This is a genomic window from Collinsella sp. CLA-ER-H6 (genome assembly GCF_040092305.1).
In the GTDB taxonomy this organism is placed as follows: Bacteria; Actinomycetota; Coriobacteriia; order Coriobacteriales; family Coriobacteriaceae; genus Collinsella.
The window spans coordinates 91,093-110,513 of record NZ_JBBNLS010000002.1; the positions used below are offsets into that span (position 1 = coordinate 91,093).

The following is a 19,421-nucleotide window of genomic DNA, read 5'->3' on the forward strand; positions in this document are numbered from 1 at the left end:
CGAATTCATTTTATCATTCTTTTTTGCTATATTGTACCGCGCAACCGAAACAACCTTTTTAGAATACGAATCCGAGCTTAGAATGACTGTTGGCCCTCGCACCGCCCTTGCCTCTTTTATTACGTCAAGTGGTATACAGCGAAGCAAAATGGCGATCTAAAGTGCGCGGCACTCGCCTCGCATCGCTACAAAAAACAAACTGCTCCCCACCCACTCGGGCAAGGAGCAAGCCTCATTTTTAATCAGACTGAGAACCACGAATGCAGAAACACAGGCGACTTCAGTCCCTTATCGCCGAGAGACGTTATTGTGCAGCCATTTCTTTAAGCTTCTCAGCCATCAACAAACACACGTCTTCCGATTGCGGGTACACGCCAAAATGATCGAAGAAACCATGGTCACATCCGGCATATTCGATGACCTCGACATCGATTCCTGAAGACCGTAATTTTGTAGCCCATTTTTCATCGGGGATACGAAGCGGATCGTATTCGGATGTCACGATAGTCACCGGGGGGAAATCAGTGCAGTCCTCAAGCATTAGCGCAGAAATCAACGGGTCATGAGGAGACATTTTTCCGTGTGCACAAAGTTCGACCATCGGGCCGTCCGAATCGCGAAGATGGTCGATGCGAAAACGCGCAACGTCCTCTTGATCGGCTATCGCAGGAAAATCCTCATATCCCTCGCCCTGTTCGCCCGCAAGGTCGACTTCAGGATAGATTTCGAAGGCATGGGCTACAGCTCCAGCACCCCTGAGCTGAACACACGCATTAGTAAGGCTTCCTCCTGCGGAGTCGCCGGCGACCATTATTTTATGAGGATTGATTCCGAGATCCCCGGCATGCTCGCACACATAATCAAGAGCAAGAACGCAATCCTCGATCTGCCCGGGAAATGCCGTCTCCGGCGCCAAGCGGTATTCTGGATAAACCACCACTGCACCAGACTTTTCGGCGATGAACTCGAGCTGATGTTCAAATTGCAGAACATTCCCCGCCATAAACGCGCCGCCATGCAGGTAAACAAGCGCTGGACTTGCCTTCTTATGATTTGGTGGCGTCCAGACGAATAAATCTATATAGCGATCGGCCGCCTCCATGAGGATCTCATCGCGCTGAACCTCACCATCGAGTAGGCGGTATGTCGGCTTATCCGGGCGATGGCGCATTCCAATAAGGCTCGTCCAGCTCGGAGACATGCTAACATTCCGCATCTTCTTGCGAGATACCTCGAGAATTCGTGGGTCAAGCACATGCTCTCTTTCATCATCAGGAACCGGACGAATTTGAACCTCGAGCCCCCTCTTCTCGGTTATAAACGAGCGACCGGAGATGGCGCCAATCAACGCCTCGTCGTATTGTCTGCCCATCTTAAATCCCCTCTCGGCGATAACGCCAAATCGATATTTCCATAACTTTTGAGATAACGGCTTATGATGTCCTCAGTTGTCGTATATCTATGTACTAAAGAAACTGAAGACCAAGGGGTCCACCATGCCTGCAGCAAAAGACGAGCTCACTCAGCCAGAGCTTCTCTATCAGACCGTTGAAAACGATATCCTCAAGAAAATAGTTTCTGGCGAACTCCCCGGCGGCAGTCAGATTCCCACCGAAACCGAGCTTTGCAAGCAATACAAAGTAAGCAGGATCACCGTAAGACGCGCCGTACAGAATCTCATTGACCAAAACTTGCTCTACCGCCTGCGAGGCAAGGGAACATTCGTAAACCCATCGAAGCTCACCCTGAAACGAGGAACAAGCACCATTTTCAATTTGAGCTCCGACCCCCAATACGGCGATAAAACAACCAAGTCCATCTTGGAAACAGGCTTGATCAAGGCTGATGCCCACATTGCACGGGAGCTCAAAATTGACAACGGAACCGTAGTGCAACGAGTTGCGCGCTTGGTTTATATCGAAAATGCCCCCTGCGCCATCGACACCGTTTATGCAACGCAGGGCACTCTGCCCGGACTACTGGAGCTTCTCACAGACAATGCCAGTCTTTTCGACCTGATCGCCAACCATTACAGCATCGCAACCGGTATTGAGAAGCTCAAAATCACCGCAGGAATAGCGGGGCTCCAAGAAGCAAACCTTCTCGGTTATATCGTTGGAGCCCCCGTGAGCGTTGTCGAGCACGTCACATATGCCTGCGATGAAATGCCGCTCCACTATTCAAAAACCGTTTGGCGAGCAGACGCATCGTCCTTCGAGTTCAGCATCTCAAAAGATGGACGCCTTCTCTAGCCCAAAATCCCCAGGACGCCGAGCACAATACCCGCAGCGAGAATGCCCACAATCTGCCAAATAATTTTGACCTGTTTCTTATTGCAAAGACACATGATCCCGAACGCGCAGAGCGGCAAAAGAGCCGGGAATATCCCATCGAGCGTTTCCTGCAACTTAAACGCGGTGTCGCCGAAGTTAAGAGCGAGCGGAGTGGTAACTGCAACGGTGGTCGCCACCATTCCACCAACTACCATTAGTCCCACAATCGCCAGGCCGGACGTAACTTTGTGCATTACATCAGAATCGTTCAGCTTCGAAATCATGCCACTGCCAAGCGAATAACCATACTGAAGCCCAAACCAGCGGATCAGGATCGTTGGGACATTATAAAGAAGCAGGAACAGGATTGGGCCGAGCAGACTGCCCGAAAGGCAAAGTCCTGTCACAACGCCCGTCGCAATCATGCGAAGCGTACTGGCAATCAGTGAATCTCCAATACCGGAAAGCGGAGCCATAAGCGATGCTTTCATGGCGTTAATTGAGGCGGTGTCAAAGTCCTGATTGTTGGCGTTCTCCTCCTCCATGGAGGCCACAATGCCGGCGACCAGAGGATTAAACGTAACTTGAATATTGTAGAACTCAAGATGACGCTTATATGCCTCGATCCGGTCTTCAGGCTTATCGTATAACCGCTTGATTACCGGAATCATGTCGTAGCAGAAACCAACGTTCATTTGTCGGTCAAAGCTCCACATGATGTTGAGTGGAAAGCTACGCCAAAATAACGCCTTTAAGTCTTTCTTGGTTATTCTCTTATCGGTCGATTTATTTGACTCCGGCGAGAGCTCAAGAACATCATTAGAATTCGTTGTCATCGTCAACCTCCTTAGCGACCGCCGCACTGGCAGGCATAAAAATGTGAGCCATATTGAGAATCCCAATCAGGATCAGCGAAAACGCCACGATACCGATCGTCGGAATGTTTAGATAGGCACTCAGCAAGAAGCCTCCAAAGAATAGGAAGCTCAGCTCCTTGGTGGACAGGATTGACATAAGCTGCGCAAATCCAAGCGCGGGCAGAATACCCGTTGCGATCGTAAGCCCATTCGTAAGCCAATCAGGAATGGCGTCAATCAGTGCCTGAACAGCATCATTTCCAACGTAAAAAGCCACGCCGCAAATCAAGCCAAGCGCAATGATGTAGAGAATTCCATTGGTCCACATAGCGGCTGCAATCGTTTTGGGGTCGTCTTTTTCGGCGCCACGATCAGCCCAGACAGCCATAGGAGGCGTAACAACGCTATACATAAGGCTGTCAAACATGCCGGCAAGCACCGCAGTGGGCATAGCAATAGTCAGAGCGGTCTCGGGACCCGCACCCATAGTAATCGCAAAGGCTGTTCCCAAAACTGAACCAACAATTACGTTGGGCGGCACGGCAGCACCAACCTGCCAGACCCCCATGAACGCGAGTTCGAGCTGGAAACCAACAATAACGCCAGTCGGAATATCACCCAAAAAAATACCGACAATCGCTCCGAGGACAATCGGCCGCTCGACCATCGCAGTACCGAGTAAATAATCCGATCGACCTATCGCAGCGGCAAGACCAACCAGAAAAGCTTGAAGCAGCATATTTCTCCCTCTTCCTACAAATCAAAACTTGTTACGATGCGTTTTTTCTCGCTAGCAACCTGCCTTACCTCGAATTCGATTCCATCAGCCATGGCTTTCTTAATTTCATTAATATCGGATTGGGAAAGGCGCACAGCAGGGCCAAGCTCCTTTACGCTATCCCCCAACGGTCGAGCGCCGCCTAAATTCACAGACGTTATTTTTGGACACGCACGCGCAACTTCACAGGCGTCATGTACATTTCCCGCAACAACAATTAGCTCGTATTTATCCACCGCGCTTCCGTTAAGGGCCACGATGGAATCTTCTACACTTTTGACAACCAATTTGGCATCAGCGGGTTTTGCAATTCGCAGCGCTTGAATTCGCTCTTTGCTTGCGGCGTACTCATCTGAAACCACAAGAATAGCGTTTGCTTCAAGCGTTGGATACCAAGAGAACACGGTCTGCCCATGCACTAACCGGCTATCGACGCGACACAGTTTAATCATTTTGCCCCTTTCTCGACTTGAACACAGACAGTCATCCTTGACTGCTAATGGCATATTACGTCATATGACGTAATATGCCATTACATAATATCTTGAACGGTTGAATATCACCGCTAAATGGTATTTATCTCTAAAAACAGGAGGTGCAATCCGTCTAGACACAGTGCGTCGGGGCGGGAGGGGCCGAGTTTCCTCCTGAGCGACTCTGCTTGCAGCCGGAGCGAAAGGGGGAAATCTCGGCCCCTCCCGCCCCGGCCTGCCAGGTCAACTACACCGTGTACTGCGGCAGGTCCTGCAGGGCGATGACGTCCATGCCCATGTCGTTGGCACTGCCGTGACCCTGCTGGTCCTCGCGCACCGCCTCGATGGCGCTCACGTATGTGTTGGCCGCAGACATCGCGGTCACACAGGTCACGCCGCGGCGCACCGCCTCGGTACGCAACAGATAGCCGTCGCCACGCGAACCCGGACCATACGGCGTGTTGATGATTACCGCGATCTTGCCGTCGGCGATGAGGTCGCCGATGTTGGGACGCTCGCCGTCGTGCGGGCCGCTAATCTTCTCCACGACCTCGCACGTCACGTTGCCGCCGCGCAGCACGCGTGCCGTACCCTCGGTAGAGCAGATGTCAAAGCCCAGGTAGCGCAGGATACGGGCGACCGAAAGGATATGGCGCTTGTCTCGGTCGCACACGCTGATGAACACCTTGCCGCTGCTCGGGTCAGGCAGCTTGTAGTCGATCGCCAGCTGCGTCTTGGCGTATGCCTCGGGATAGCTCTTGGCGATACCCATGACCTCGCCCGTCGACTTCATCTCGGGCCCCAAGATAACGTCGGCACCGGGGAAACGACCCCAGGGCATAACGGCTTCCTTCATGCAGAACCAATCGAGCTGACGCTCGTCGCTCGGCAGGCCCAGGCTGGCGATGGAATCGCCCGCCATGATACGTGCGGCACACTTGGCGAGCGGCACACCGGTGGCCTTGGAGATAAACGGCACGGTGCGGCTGGCACGCGGGTTGGCCTCGATCACGTAGACGGTCTCGCCCTTGATGGCGTACTGCACGTTGACCAGGCCGCGCACGCCCAGCGCCATCGCGATGCGGCGCGTGGTCTCGCGAAGCTTTGCCTGCAGGCTCTCGCTAAAGCTGAACGGCGGGATGCAGGTCGCGGAGTCGCCAGAGTGGATACCGGCCTCCTCGATATGCTCCAGGATACCGCCGATATAGACCTCTTCGCCATCGCACAGGGCGTCGACATCGGACTCGATCGCACCCTCCAGGAAGCGGTCCAGGTACACCGGGTAGTCGGGGCTAATGCGCGCAGCCTCGGCCATGTAATCGCGCAGGTGCTCGGCATCGTAGGCGATCATCATGCCGCGGCCGCCCAGCACGTAGCTCGGACGTACCAGCAGCGGGTAGCCAATGTGTGCGGCAACGGCCTCGGCCTCCTCAAACGAGGTGGCCTGACCCGCCGGCGGGTACATGATGCCCAGCTTGTCGAGCAGGGCGGCAAAGCGCTCGCGGTCCTCGGCAAAGTCGATGGCATCGGGCTTGGTGCCCATGATGTTGACGCCACTCTCCTCGAGCATGCGCGCCAGCTTAAGCGGGGTCTGGCCGCCAAGCGTCACCACGACGCCGTCGGGGCGCTCAACATCGATAACGTCCATGACGTCCTCGTAGGTGAGCGGCTCAAAGTAAAGGCGGTCGGACGTGTCGTAGTCGGTCGAAACGGTCTCGGGGTTGCAGTTGACCATGATGGTCTCAAAGCCGCGGGCCGCCAGCGCGTAGCTCGCGTGCACGCAGCAGTAATCGAACTCGATACCCTGGCCAATGCGGTTGGGGCCGGCGCCCAGGATCATCGCCTTGGGCTTGTCCGCCGGCGTGGTCTCGTCGGGAGCCACGCACTTCTTGGCATCCGGGCTCGTGCGGTAGATGTTCTCGTACGTCTTGTAATGGTACTCCGTGGCACTCGAGAACTCCGCAGCGCAGGTATCGACCGTCTTCATGCTGGGAACCACGCCCAGACCCTTGCGATAGGCGCGCACAAAGCGCTCGTCCGAGCCGGTCAGCGCGGCGATCTCGGCGTCGCTCGTACCGTACTGCTTGAGCAGGCGCATCGCGTCGGCGTCGATATCCTCCACACGCAGGCCGCGGATGCTCTCCTGGACCTGCACCATATCGTTGATACGGTTGAGGTACCACGGATCGATACCGCAGATGGCATGGATGCGAACGATGTCCCAGCCACGGCGCAGGGCCTCGACCACAAAGAAGATGCGATGCTCGGTCGGGGTTGCCACGGCCTGAGCAAGCTCGTCGTCGCTCAGCTTATCGGCACCTTCCTTGCCACCGGCGCAAATGCCCTGGTGGCCATCCTCCAGCGAGCGCATAGCCTTGCCAAAGGCCTCCTCAAAGGTGCGGCCGATCGCCATAATCTCGCCCACGGCCTTCATGCGCGTGGTGAGTGTGGGGTCGGTACCCTTGAACTTCTCGAAGGCAAAGCGCGGCACCTTGACCACACAGTAGTCGATTGTGGGCTCAAAGCAGGCGGGCGTAGCCTTGGTGATGTCGTTGACAATCTCGTCGAGCGTGTAGCCCACGGCCAGGCGCGCGGCGGCCTTGGCGATGGGGAAACCCGTGGCCTTGGAAGCGAGGGCGGACGAGCGGCTCACGCGCGGGTTCATCTCGATGACGATCAGGCGGCCGGTCTGGGGATTCACGGCAAACTGCACGTTGGAGCCGCCGGTCTCGACGCCGATCTTCTCCAGAATGGCGAGCGAGGCCACGCGCATGCGCTGATACTCAAGGTCGGAGAGCGTCTGCGCCGGCGCCACGGTGATGGAGTCGCCGGTATGCACGCCCATGGGGTCGAGGTTCTCGATGGAGCACACGATGATGCCGTTGCCGGCGTGATCACGCATGACCTCCATCTCGTACTCTTTCCAGCCCTCGATGGACTCCTCGACCAGCACCTCGTGGGCAGGCGAGAGCTCCAAGCCCTGGCTCACGATGGAGACGAGCTCCTCGTGGGTGTGAGCGATGCCGCCGCCGGCGCCGCCGAGGGTAAAGCTCGGGCGCAGTACGCAGGGATAACCCACGCGCTCGGCGATAGCCTCGGCGTCGGCCACGCTGTAGGCATAGCCCGAGCGCGCGACCTCCAGGCCAATCTCGGCCATGGCCTCGTTAAAGAGCTTGCGGTCCTCGCCGCGCTCGATGGCGGCCAGGTCGCAGCCGATCATCTCGACGCCGTACTTGTCGAGCGTACCGTCTTTCGCCAGCTCGACGGCGGCGTTCAGACCGGTCTGGCCGCCCAGCGTGGGCAGCAGCGCGTCCGGGCGCTCTTTCTTGATTACGCGCTCGATAAACTCGGCGGTGATGGGCTCGACATAGGTGCGGTCGGCCAAGCCCGGGTCGGTCATGATGGTCGCCGGGTTGGAGTTGACCAGGATGACCTCAAAGCCATCCTCCTTGAGCACCTTGCAGGCCTGGGCGCCGGAGTAGTCGAACTCGCAGGCCTGGCCAATAACAATTGGGCCCGAACCGATAACGAGGATGCGCTTGATGTCAGTACGTTTAGGCATGTTAGTTCTCCTCGGTCTCAGCGGTCTCGGACTCAGCAAAGTTCCAGCCGGCAAGGCGGTCCTTCGCGGTATCGATGTCCAGGTAGTTCTCCTCGCCGTCCATGAGTCGCGTAAAGGCGGTAAAGAGATAGTGGGCATCGGTGGGGCCAGGCGAGGCCTCGGGGTGGTACTGGACCGAGAAGCACGGTGCGTCGAGCAGCTGGATGCCCTCGGCGGTGCCGTCGTTGAGGTTCACATGTGTCAGGCGAATGCGACCAAAGCGCTCGTTCATCACGACCGGCGCGATTCCGCGGCGCACCCAGACGCGCAGATCTCCATCGGCCGCATGCTCGGTCTCGCCGCCGGAAAGCTCGGGGACAAGCTTGCCCAAGCTGGGGAACAGCAGGCCAAAGCCATGGTTTTGCGCGGTGATCTCCACACGGCGGCTTACCAGGTTCATGACCGGCTGGTTGCCACCGCGGTGACCGAACTTAAGCTTTTCCATCTGGGCGCCGCAGGCCAGGCTGATCATCTGGTGACCAAGACAAATACCAAAGACCGGCACCTTGCCGATCAGCTGCTGCACCTGCTCGTAGGTCTCCACCACGGCGTCGGGGTCGCCGGGGCCATTGGACAAAAAGACGCCGTCGGGATTCATGTCGAGCACCTCACTCGCAGGCGTGTCCCACGGCACGACGGTAAGGTCGCAGCCGGCGCGGACCAGCCCCTCCAGAATGCCGCGCTTCACACCGCAGTCGTAGGCGACCACTTTGTGACGGGCAGGAGCGGCAGCCGAAAGCGCAAAGTCATGCGTGGCAGGCAGGTCGGCAGCCACAAACTCATGAGGCGCGGGGCAACTTACGGTCTTGACCAGGTTCTCGCCTACCAGCGTGGGCGCTGCGGCCAGACGCTCGGCAAGCTCGTCGACGTCGAAGATCTCGGTCGAGATAATGCCCATCTTGGAACCATTGTCGCGCAGGTGGCGTACCAGAGCGCGGGTGTCGACGCCCTCGATAGCGACGATGCCGTGGGCGCGCAGATACTCCGGCACGCTGACGGCCGAGCGCCAGTTAGAAGGCGTGGTGCACATGTCGCGAACGATCATGCCGCGCATAGCCGGAGCGCTCGCAGGGCGCACGGCGTCGCCGGGGAAGGCCGACTGGACGTCGGTCTCGTCGATACCGTAGTTGCCGATCTGCGGATAGGTCATGGTTACGATTTGGCCGGCATAACTCGGGTCGGTCATGACCTCAAAGTAGCCCTCGAGCGAGGTATTGAAGCAGACTTCGCCGGTCGCGGTGCCCTCAGCGCCGCATGCACGTCCATAAAAAATGGTCCCATCCTCAAGATACAGGATGCAGGGACCGCAGGTGCCCTTGCTGGTTTTGGCCAGCATACGCTGGCAAAGCTCGCTGGGCGCGAAGGTGCGGGCGGCAGCGCCCGCGGTATGGTTATTCGCCATAATTCTCCTTCCCGGTCTCACAGGACCGGCTTAAAGGTGTGTAGTTAGGCCTCGCGGTATTGTAACCGCAAGCATGCCTCATGGCGTTAATTTCATCGAAATGTTTACGAAATGATAATTATGACTTTCTATGCATAATGTTTTTTAATCCCCGTCCCAAAAAAATCATCCCGCGGGGCTTGTGGCTCACGCGGGATGATGGCGTCTTATTTTTTCTTGTCCTGCTCCAGCAGTTCGGACGGTGTGCGATCGGGCTTGCCGCCGCGGAAAATCTCGCGGCCATGCAGACGATGCTCCAGATCGCGCTCGGCCTTTTCCTCGTCAATCTTGGTCTGGCTCACCACCGGGTCCTCAATCAACGACGACACCGAGTTCACCTGCTTCTGAATGCGCTCGGCGATGGTGTCATCCATACTCACGATGCGCATCTTCCAGTCGATACTCGTGGCGTTGGATGAGCTCTTGGTCCACACGAACGTCAAAATGGCGCTCTGGTGGCCGCGCGCGGGGAACATGCCAAAGAAGGAATCGTGCTGAATGTTGCTATCCTCGTCGATATAGGCGTGAACGTTATACACCACGCGGTCGATCTTATCGTTGAGCAACGCATTGGTCGCAAGCGCCGCGGCCTGAATCTGCCCGTTGGACAGCAGCTCGAGCTCGTTGGCAGACGATGTGTCCAACACCGTCACCTCGACCGTGCCCGTACGCTCATCGGCTTCATCGACGGTAAAGTCGAGCGGGAACTGCGTAAAGCCGTTGCCCCACTCAAGGCCGCCCTTCAGCGCCGTCGAAACGGTATCGACCGAAACGCTCTCGGACAGGTTGGCGGTGTTCAGACGACGCATCACGCCGTAGCCGACCTGCATGCCCACGATCAGCACCAAAATACCGATGACCACGGCCATCGCGGTCTTCGTAATGGTATGACTCACCTGCGAGCCCGAAGGATCGTCCTCGGACAGCGGGTCGATATGTTTTGCCTGGCTCGCGCGGTCCTCGCTGCGCAGCTGCGCTAGCGCCGCTTTGTCACCGCGCTTGGCCGCAGCCTCCTTCTCACGCATGCGCTCGGTTCGCTTTTTGGCAAGCGTGGGATCCAAGACGCCGGATGCATCAATTTCGGAGAATAACTCCGTCACTTCTTCCGGAGTCAAAGGGTTCTTGTCAGCCATAAACTTCCTGTCATATCAATCAGTCGAGCTCGTGCGCACGCGCACCTTCGAACTGCATTCGATAGTAACGGGCATAGGTGCCGCCACGGGCGAGAAGCTCCTCGTGCGTGCCACGCTCCACAACGCGACCATGCTCAACGGTCGCAATCTCATCGGCATGCTTAATGGTCGAAAGACGGTGGGCGATGATAATCGTGGTGCGGCCGCGCGCCAGCTCTTCGAGTGACTCCTGCACCGCCTCCTCGCTCTCGTTATCCAAAGCACTCGTCGCCTCGTCCAAGATCAGGATCTTGGGGTTCTTGAGAAACACGCGCGCGATGGCAACGCGCTGCTTCTGTCCGCCCGAAAGACGGCTGCCGCGCTCGCCCACCACGGTGTCGTAGCCCTGTGGAAGCGATTCGATAAAGGTATCGATATTGGCGCGACGGGCGGCGTCGGCGATCTCTTCCGCCGTAGCGCTCGGCTTGCCGTAGGCGATGTTCTCGCCAATCGTACCGTCAAACAGGTAGACATCCTGCTGCACCAGGCCGATGGCGCGACGCAGGCTCTGCTGCGTTACATCACGCACGTCCTGGCCGTCGATGCTAATGGATCCGGTAGCCACGTCATAAAAGCGCGGCAGCAGCGAACAGGTCGTGGACTTGCCGCCGCCCGAAGGGCCAACCAAAGCGATGGTCTGCCCGGGCTTGATGGACAGGTCCATATGGTCGATAACGGGACGCTCGTCGGCATAGCCCTCGCCCAGCTCGACATCCTCGTAGTTAAAGCACACGTCGTGATACTCCACGGCGCCGGCAGTCACCTGCAGATCCGTAGCGCCCGGCTTGTCCTGGATATCCGGCGCGGTCGAGAGCACCTCGTCCATACGTTTAAAGCCGGCGATAGCCTTCTGATACGTTTCGGCCGAATTGACAAGCGTCTCAAGCGGCGTGCAGAACAGCGAAATATAGAGTGCGAAGGTCGCCATATCGACCGCCTGTAGCTGTCCCTGGGCGACCAGCCATCCGCCCAGCAGCACTACGATCACATAGAGCACACCCGAGAGCAGGCCATACGTCGCGGTATAGACACCCATGGCGTGATACATGTTCTCCTTGGACAAAAGGTAGCGGTCGTTAGAGGCACGGAACTTGGCACGCTCGGTCTCCTCGTTGGCAAAGCTCTTGACCACGCGCATGCCCGCCAGAGAATCCTGCAGCTGTGCATTGATGCCGCTGATCTTCTTGCGGTTGTCGCTAAAGACCTCGCGCATGCGCATGTTCTGCCAAAACATGATGACCGCAAACGCCGCCGTCACCACGGCCATGGCGAGCGCCAGCACCGGGGCGATGGTAAAGAGGATCACAAACGAGCCGATAATCTCGATGCCGCAGATGATGATCCACTCGGGCACGTGATGCGCCGCCTCGCAGATATCGAACAGATCGTTGACCACGCGGCTCATCATGTCGCCCGAACTGTTGCGGTCGAAGTACGCAAAGCTGAAGCGCTCGTACTGGTCAAACAGGTCCTCGCGCATCTTGGACTCCATGCGCGCACCCATCACGTGGCCCCAGTAGCTCACAAAGTAGCGGCAGGCGCAGCGAACGGCATACATCAGCACCAGCCCCACCGCGATCATACCGAGCGCCTGCATAATGGCAGCCTGGCCCTGGGTAAACAGCCCACCGGTCAAATTGCGCAGAATAATAGGAAACGCCAAGTCAATGGCGGCGAGCACCAGAGCGCAAACAGTATCAGCAACAAAAAGCCCCATCTGGGGCTTGTAATACGAAAGAAACCTCTTCAGCATGTGATCCTCAAAGAAATATCAGCAACGTAAGGCCCTGGAACAAAGCAATCAGTAGTACTTGTCCCAGGGCTATCCCCACTCGTTAAAGCTCCGTGCCCCCAAGGCGGTGTGCGATGCTGTCGCAGGCAAGCGCGCCCACGACGGTCTTGGCGTCTTCGATCTTGCCGTCGAGCACGGCGTCGATCAGCTCGTGCAGCGGCACCAGGTCCACGTTGACAAACTCGTCATCATCGGGGTTGGGCGCATCAAACTCGAGCTTGGTAGCCAAGTAAATGTGGATGATCTCATCGCAAAAACCGCAGGACGTGACAATCGACGTCAAAAAGCGAATACGACCAGCCCTAAAGCCCGTCTCCTCATGCAGTTCGCGCTTGGCGCAATCGAGCGGGTCCTCGCCCGGATCGAGCTTGCCGGCAGGAATCTCGACCGTCACGCGGTCGATGGCGGTGCGGTACTGACGCACCAGTACGATCTTGCCGCTCTCGGTCAGTGCCACAACAGCCGCCGCACCCGGATGGCGAACGATATCGCGGGCGCTGCGGCGACCGTTGGGCAGCTCAACCTCAAGACGGTGGACGTCGAGGATCTTGCCCTTCCAGGCGCACTCCTCCGAAAGAATCTTCTCGTGCAGCTCGGCATCGTGCGGGTCGTCATCGCCCAGCACCAGCGCCGGCTCGTCAGCGACCTCGCCACCAGGCTCGCCCTCGGCGTGCCCATACACGCGGCTGTCCTCTTCGACGATCTGCGCGTCCACGAGCTCTTCGTTCTTCTCGTCCATCCGTCTCATTCCTCTCGGATTTTAGGCATCCCAGGCGTCGCGGCCGCGCAGCGCGCGCAGGCCGATGTCGTGACGCAGGGTCTTGCCCTCAAAATCAATCTTCTCGCAGGCCTCGTAGGCAAGGTTGCGAGCGTTCTCGAACGTGTCGCCCAGAGCGGTCACGGCAAGCACGCGGCCGCCATTGGTCACGAGCTGACCGTCCAACACGGCAGTTCCCGCATGGTACACGGTCACGTTCTCCATGGCCTCGGCATCCTCAATACCGGTGATGACCTTTCCTTTCTCGTAGCTGCCGGGGTAGCCCGCGCTCGTCAGGACAACGGCCACGGCCCACTCGTCGCGCCAGTCGAGTTCAATCTGGTCGAGCTCGCAGTTGGCACAAGCCAACATGACCTCGACCAGGTCGTTCTTAAGGCGCGGCAGCACGACCTGCGTCTCGGGGTCGCCAAAGCGGGCATTGAACTCCAGCACCTTGGGGCCGGCAGGCGTGAGCATAAAGCCGCCGTACAGGCAGCCGCGGTAGTCGATACCCTCAGCAGCGAGCTCGGCCACGGTCTGCTCCATGACCTTCACCATGGTGGCGTGCTCCTCGTCAGTCACGATGGGCACCGGGCTGTAGACGCCCATGCCGCCGGTGTTGGGACCAAGGTCGCCCTCAAGCGCACGTTTGTGGTCCTGCGAGGTAGCCATGGGGCGCACGGTCTTGCCGTCGGTAAAGGCCAGCAGCGAGCACTCGGGGCCGGTCAGCATCTCCTCGATGACCACGGTGTTGCCGGCATCGCCGAAGGTGCCGCCAAAGCACTCGCGCACGGCCTCCTCGGCCTGCTCGAGCTCGGTCGCCACGATGACGCCCTTGCCTGCGGCCAGGCCGTCGGCCTTCACGACCAGCGGTGCGCCCTGCTCCCGCACGTAGGCGAGAGCCGAAGCCTCGTCGGTGAACGAGCCGTAGGCGGCCGTCGGAATGACGGCACGCTCCATGAGCTGCTTGGAGAATAGCTTGGAGCCCTCCATCTGAGCGCCCTCGGCACCCGGGCCAAAGCAGGGAATGCCCGCCGCGCGCACGGCATCGGCTACGCCCGCCACGAGCGGAGCCTCGGGGCCAATTACCACGAGTCCGCATCCGTGGCTCTGGGCAAACGCCGCCACGGCCGCAGGATCACAGTCGTCGAGAACAACGTTCTCGCCGCAGCTCGCGGTGCCGCCGTTACCCGGCGCGATGTAGAGCTTGCCGGCGCGCAGTGATGCTGCGAGCTTAGCTGCCAAAGCATGCTCGCGGCCGCCGCTGCCCAACAACAGGATGTCGATGGTTTGAGTGTCCGCCTTCAAGGGTGCCTCCTCTATGGATTAACGGCCCGCTCCGCGCGAGCCCTTTGCAAGCAAATATACCCCTCGGCCGCCCGTCCGGGCTGCAAAGGGGTATATCGCAATAACCAAATAGTCCCGATTACTTCCAGAATCGGTTGATGATCTGCTCGCGACCAGCGCCAACGCCAATGAACGTCACGCGGGTGTGTGCCAGATCCTCGATAAACGCCACGTAGTCCTGAGCCTCCTGCGGCAGCTCGTCAAAGCTGCGGCAACCGGTGATGTCGCACTTCCAGCCAGGGAGCTCCTCGTAGATGGGCTTGGCATGCTCAAAGCGCACCTGATGCTCGGGCACGCTGGTGTAGCGCTCGCCATCGACGTCGTAGGCCACGCACACCTTGATGGTGTCGAAGGCCGAAAGCACGTCGAGCTTGGTCATGGCGATATCGGTGAGGCCGTTGACGCGCGAGGCGTAGTTGGCGATGGGGCCGTCAAACCAGCCGCAGCGACGACGGCGACCGGTGGTCACGCCGTACTCGTAGCCCTCCTCGGTCAGCGTGTGACCGGCCTCGGACTCATAGGAAAGCTCGGTGGGCATGGGGCCCGAACCGACGCGGGTGATATAGGCCTTCATGACGCCCAGCACGCGGTCGACGTTCTTCATGCCGACGCCGGAACCGGTAATGGCACCGCCGGCGGTGCAGTTGGAAGACGTCACGTACGGATAGGTGCCGTGGTCGATATCGAGCAGCGTCGCCTGGGCGCCCTCAAACAGCAGGTCCTTGCCCTCATCGATCATGTTGTTGAGCAGCAGGCTCGTCTCGGTGATGTAGGGACGCAGGCGCTCGGCCATCGGCAGGTACTCGTCGCAAATCTGATCCACGGTGTAGGTGGGCAGGTTGTAGATGAGCTCGAGCTCGGGGTTCACGCGGGCGAGAGCGGTCTCCAGCTTGTCGCGGAACAGCGCCTCGTCCAGCATGTCCTGCATGCGCAGGCCAATGCGGGCCATCTTGTCCTGATAGCACGGACCAATGCCGCGCTTGGTGGTACCGATGTTCTTCTTGCCGAGCTTCTGCTCAAAGGCGCCATCCAGATCGATGTGGTACGGCATGATGACATGCGCGTTGCCGCTAATCTTGAGGTTCTTGGTGGTGATGCCGTCGGCCTCGAACATGTCGATCTCCTCAAGGACAACCTTGGGGTTGACGACGCAGCCGTTACCGATCACCGACACGTGGTCAGAATACATGATGCCGGAGGGCACCTGGTGCAGGCCGTACTTCTTGCCGTTGACGACGATGGTGTGGCCGGCGTTGTTGCCTCCCGAGTAGCGCACGACGGCATCGAAGTCGCCGGCGACCAGGTCGCAAATCTTACCCTTGCCCTCATCGCCCCACTGGGCACCGACCAAAACGGTTGACGGCATGTTTACTCCTTACATTCATGGACTGTCTACGCGCCACGCCGGCACGCAGAAGCACAAAACATTCCCAGTATACCCGTGCAACGGGCGCCTGTCCTACTCCTCGGCATGTGCCCCATCAAGCTCATAGAACTTGGTAGATGCCGGCAGGAACATCAGGTCGACGTCGCCGATCGGGCCCGAACGGTTCTTGGCCACGACGATACGCGTAACGCCCTCGTCGGGTCGATCGTCGCGCGAGGCTTCGGCCTCGTCGGCGGAGCGGTCCAAGAACATGACGATATCGGCGTCCTGCTCGATAGAGCCCGATTCACGAAGGTCGGAAAGCTGCGGACGCTTGCCGGTACGGGATTCGACCTGACGCGAGAGCTGCGACAGCGCGATGAGCGGGATCTTGAGCTCCTTGGCCATGATCTTCAGACCACGCGACATCTCCGAAACCTCGACGGTACGGCTCTCGGAGCGGCGTCCCGGCGGAGGACTCACCAGCTGCAGGTAGTCCAGAATGATGATTGCCTTCTCCTTGTTATGGAGCATTCGGCGGCTCTTGGCGCGAATCTCGGTCACTGTGGTGCCGGGCGTATCGTCAATCAGAATATCGAGCTTGGACAAGGTCTGCGTGGCCTCGTTGATATTGGCCCACTGCTCAGGGCTAATGCGGCCCATGCGGAAGTCACTGATCGAGATCATGGCGTAGGCGCAAATCAGACGCTGGGCAATTTCCTTGCCCGACATCTCCAGCGAGAAGAAGCCGACGGTATAACCAGCAGCGGCAGCGTTGAGCGCCAGATTCAGGGCGAATGACGTCTTACCCACAGCAGGGCGGGCGCCGATAATGATGAGCTGTCCCTCGCGAAAACCCATGAGCATGCGGTCGAGCGACGGGAAGCCCGTGGGCACGCCCGCAGCCTGGCCACCGGCCTGGCACACTTCCTCGGCCTCGTTATAGGCCTCGACCATAAACTCGGTCAGCGTCTTGTAGCTCGACTTGACCTCGCGCGCCGTAACCTTGAGCAGTTTGCTCTCGGCTAGCTCCACGACCTCTTTGGTGTCGGTGGGGGCGTTATATGCCAGCGCGTTGATCTCGTTGGTGGCGCCGATCAGCTCGCGCAGCATCGAGTCGCGGCGAACGATGGCGGCATGGTGCTGCCAGTTGACGAGCGACAAGGTCTGACCCATCAATTCCAAAATGTACGCTTCGCCGCCCACGGCATCGAGCTTGTTGATGCTTCGCAGGTAATCGATCAGTGAGATGGAGTCGATGGGAATGCGGCTGTTGTACATATCGACCATCGCGGTATAGATGGTCTTATGAATGGGCCGGTAGAAGTCATCGGGCTGCAGCTCGACCTGGGCTTCTTCGACCACCTCGGGCGATAGCAGCATAGCGGCCAGTACATTGGCCTCTGCATCTTGGTTTTGGGGAAGACCCAACTTTGAGCCGCGGTCCTCAACCGTCAGCCCGGTCTCCCTATCGTCATATGCCATGAGCATCCTCATTCATATTGCTTGCGAGCATCCATAGTATCAGCCACGATCCCAAAACGCGCCGCGCGCCGCCAATCATCACCGAACCAAACGGATGAACGGTCCTGCATATAGGACTTCGACGCAACGTTCACCATGACACTCACTCAGCGCAAAAAACAAAAGGGCGCCCTGGTTTCCCAGAGCGCCCTTCTTAGAACAAGATTGTTGCGTTGCAGCAAATGCTACTCAGCAGCAGCCTCAGTCTCGACCTCGGCGGTCTCGGCCTCGGCGACCTCAGCGGCCTCCTCGACCTCAGCCTCGGCAGCGAGCTCCTCGGCGGTAACGCCGACGAGAACGACAACCTCGGCCTTGATCTCGCGGTACAGCGAGATGGCAACGGTGTGGGCACCGGCAACCTTGATGGGCTTACCGAGCTCGACGCGCTTGCGGTCGATGTCCATACCGAGCTGAGCCTTGATGGCGTCAGCGATCATAGCGGCGGTAACGGAGCCAAAGAGGATGCCCTCGTCGCCGACCTTGACGTCAACGGTGACCGTCTTGCCCTCGAAGGCAGCCTTGGTCTCGTTGGCGGTAGCCAGACGGACGGCCTCACGCTTGGCGATGTTGTTGCGACGCTCGTCAAGCTGCTTGAGGTTGCCCTTGGTGGCGGCAACAGCGAGCTTCTTGGGGAACAGGAAGTTCTCAGCGTAACCCTGAGCGACCTCTACGACGTCACCCTCGCCGCCCTTGCCCTTGATCTCATCGAGAAGAATAACCTTCATGATGCGTCTCCCTTCTTAGCCGCGGTCGCGGTTGCCACGAGAGGAAACCACGGGGACGGTGTACGGCAGGAGAGCCATCTCGCGGGCGCGCTTGATGGCGTTGGCGATGTCATGCTGATGCTGCGTGCAAGCGCCAGTGACGCGACGGGGCTTGATCTTGCCACGGTCGGTCATGTACTTACGGAGAAGTTGAGTGTCCTTATAGTCGATGAACTCAGTGTTCTCCTTGCAGAACTGGCAGTACTTACGACGCGGCTGACGTGCAGAAAAATCATTAGCCATGTCAAAATACCTTTCATTTGGCAACTTCGGCGAACCGAAGCCGCCTCTCACTCAAAAATAGGTGAACAACCCTTAGAACGGGATGTCCTCATCGTAGACGTCGACCGCGGGCGGTGTGGCCACCGGTGCGGCAGGACGTGCTGCGGGCGCGGGAGCTGCGGGGGCGTAACCGCCCTGATCGTAGCCACCCTGGCCACCACGGGAGCTCATAAACTCGATCTCATCGACGATGACCTCAAGTTTGCTCCGGCGCTGGCCGTCGCGCTCCCAAGAGCTGTAGCGCAGCTTGCCCTCGATCGCGACCTTGTTTCCCTTTGCCAGGAAACGGCTCACGGCCTCGGCGCGGGTGCCGAACATGGTGCAGTCGACAAAGTTGGGATAGTCCTCCCACTCGCCAGTCTGCGCGTTGCGGCGACGATCGTTCACGGCGACGCCAAAGGACAGAACCTGGGTTCCGCCGGCGGTGGCGCGCAGCTCGGGATCGCGGGTGAGGTTACCGGTGATGTTCACTCGATTGATGCTCATAACTCACTACTTCCTCTTGGGGCACAAGCCCAGTCCAAAACGACAGTCTTACTCCTGGTCGTCGCGACGGACGATCATGTGGCGGACCACAGCGTCGGTGATGCGCAGGACGCGATCAAGCTCGGCGATCTGGGTAGGATCTGCGTGGAAGTTGATGAGGGTGTAGTCACCATCGGTGAGGTCGTTGATCTCGTAGGCGAGCTTGCGCTTGCCCCACTCGTCAACGGAGTCGACCTTGCCAGCGCCCTCAGCGATCGTGGTATCGATACGCTTCATAACAGCGAGACGAGTCTCGGGGTCGAGCGACGGGTCAACAAAGAACAGCAGTTCATAAGCCTTCATATTGTCACCTCCTCTGGGCAAATGTGGCTTCAGGTCGTGAAGGTGCGCCTGAAGCAGGAAAAGACTTGGTAATAATATCTTTCAACCTCCTAGGCTGCAAGAATATGCAGCTACAACCTCATGACCTCCACATATGCCCATACTCGCACGACGTTTCATGCGCATT

The 19,421-nt window shown here is 58.7% G+C and carries 17 protein-coding genes; 1 reads left to right on the forward strand and 16 read right to left on the reverse strand.

Annotation, left to right across the window (positions count from 1 at the left end; genetic code table 11):
* Positions 1-304: 304 nt before the first annotated feature.
* Positions 305-1,372 (reverse strand): alpha/beta hydrolase, encoded by a 1,068-nt coding sequence (locus tag AAAX77_RS01195; protein ID WP_055287608.1) that lies wholly within the window; start codon positions 1,370-1,372, stop codon positions 305-307.
* Between the two features lie 124 nt (positions 1,373-1,496).
* On the opposite strand from AAAX77_RS01195, the gene AAAX77_RS01200 reads away from it, so the two are divergent.
* Entirely contained in the window at positions 1,497-2,252 is a 756-nt protein-coding gene (locus tag AAAX77_RS01200) for a GntR family transcriptional regulator (RefSeq protein ID WP_055287610.1), read from the forward strand.
* Here AAAX77_RS01200 and AAAX77_RS01205 read toward each other — a convergent pair.
* From AAAX77_RS01205 to rpsF, 15 genes are all read right to left on the reverse strand, one after another.
* Positions 2,249-3,109 carry a PTS system mannose/fructose/sorbose family transporter subunit IID gene (locus AAAX77_RS01205; protein WP_006235816.1) on the reverse strand — a complete coding sequence of 287 codons (861 nt, stop codon included), beginning with the start codon at positions 3,107-3,109 and terminating at the stop codon, positions 2,249-2,251. The genes AAAX77_RS01200 and AAAX77_RS01205 overlap by 4 nt on opposite strands.
* Positions 3,093-3,869, reverse strand: coding sequence for a PTS sugar transporter subunit IIC (locus tag AAAX77_RS01210; RefSeq protein WP_349104375.1), 777 nt, complete (start codon positions 3,867-3,869; stop codon positions 3,093-3,095). The genes AAAX77_RS01205 and AAAX77_RS01210 overlap by 17 nt, the downstream gene beginning before the upstream one ends.
* A gap of 14 nt (positions 3,870-3,883) precedes the next feature.
* Positions 3,884-4,360 (reverse strand): PTS sugar transporter subunit IIB, encoded by a 477-nt coding sequence (locus tag AAAX77_RS01215; protein WP_006235818.1) that lies wholly within the window; start codon positions 4,358-4,360, stop codon positions 3,884-3,886.
* Between the two features lie 268 nt (positions 4,361-4,628).
* Positions 4,629-7,943, reverse strand: a complete 3,315-nt coding sequence (gene carB, locus AAAX77_RS01220; protein WP_349104376.1) for a carbamoyl-phosphate synthase large subunit — start codon at positions 7,941-7,943, stop codon at positions 4,629-4,631.
* Position 7,944: 1 nt separating this feature from the next.
* On the reverse strand, positions 7,945-9,384 hold the full coding sequence (gene carA, locus AAAX77_RS01225; protein WP_271748171.1) for a glutamine-hydrolyzing carbamoyl-phosphate synthase small subunit: 1,440 nt from the start codon (positions 9,382-9,384) through the stop codon (positions 7,945-7,947).
* A 206-nt stretch (positions 9,385-9,590) separates the two neighbouring features.
* Positions 9,591-10,556 (reverse strand): hypothetical protein, encoded by a 966-nt coding sequence (locus AAAX77_RS01230; RefSeq protein WP_349104377.1) that lies wholly within the window; start codon positions 10,554-10,556, stop codon positions 9,591-9,593.
* 19 nt (positions 10,557-10,575) lie between these two features.
* Positions 10,576-12,348, reverse strand: a complete 1,773-nt coding sequence (locus AAAX77_RS01235; protein WP_349104378.1) for an ABC transporter ATP-binding protein — start codon at positions 12,346-12,348, stop codon at positions 10,576-10,578.
* Between the two features lie 82 nt (positions 12,349-12,430).
* Positions 12,431-13,126, reverse strand: coding sequence for an NUDIX hydrolase (locus AAAX77_RS01240; RefSeq protein WP_195568396.1), 696 nt, complete (start codon positions 13,124-13,126; stop codon positions 12,431-12,433).
* A 21-nt stretch (positions 13,127-13,147) separates the two neighbouring features.
* Entirely contained in the window at positions 13,148-14,452 is a 1,305-nt protein-coding gene (purD, locus tag AAAX77_RS01245) for a phosphoribosylamine--glycine ligase (RefSeq protein ID WP_349104379.1), read from the reverse strand.
* Between the two features lie 118 nt (positions 14,453-14,570).
* A complete protein-coding gene (locus AAAX77_RS01250; RefSeq protein WP_148345680.1) occupies positions 14,571-15,857 on the reverse strand; it encodes an adenylosuccinate synthase in 1,287 nt (428 codons plus the stop codon).
* Between the two features lie 93 nt (positions 15,858-15,950).
* Complete coding sequence (dnaB, locus tag AAAX77_RS01255; protein ID WP_022094074.1) at positions 15,951-17,342, reverse strand: replicative DNA helicase; 1,392 nt, start codon at positions 17,340-17,342, stop codon at positions 15,951-15,953.
* Between the two features lie 224 nt (positions 17,343-17,566).
* Positions 17,567-18,106: a 50S ribosomal protein L9 gene (gene rplI / locus AAAX77_RS01260; RefSeq protein WP_022094073.1), complete on the reverse strand. Its 540-nt coding sequence runs from the start codon at positions 18,104-18,106 to the stop codon at positions 17,567-17,569.
* A 15-nt stretch (positions 18,107-18,121) separates the two neighbouring features.
* Positions 18,122-18,388 (reverse strand): 30S ribosomal protein S18, encoded by a 267-nt coding sequence (rpsR, locus tag AAAX77_RS01265; RefSeq protein ID WP_006235829.1) that lies wholly within the window; start codon positions 18,386-18,388, stop codon positions 18,122-18,124.
* Between the two features lie 72 nt (positions 18,389-18,460).
* Positions 18,461-18,913 carry a single-stranded DNA-binding protein gene (ssb, locus tag AAAX77_RS01270; RefSeq protein WP_006235830.1) on the reverse strand — a complete coding sequence of 151 codons (453 nt, stop codon included), beginning with the start codon at positions 18,911-18,913 and terminating at the stop codon, positions 18,461-18,463.
* Between the two features lie 48 nt (positions 18,914-18,961).
* Positions 18,962-19,255, reverse strand: coding sequence for a 30S ribosomal protein S6 (gene rpsF, locus AAAX77_RS01275; RefSeq protein ID WP_006235831.1), 294 nt, complete (start codon positions 19,253-19,255; stop codon positions 18,962-18,964).
* Positions 19,256-19,421 lie beyond the last annotated feature (166 nt).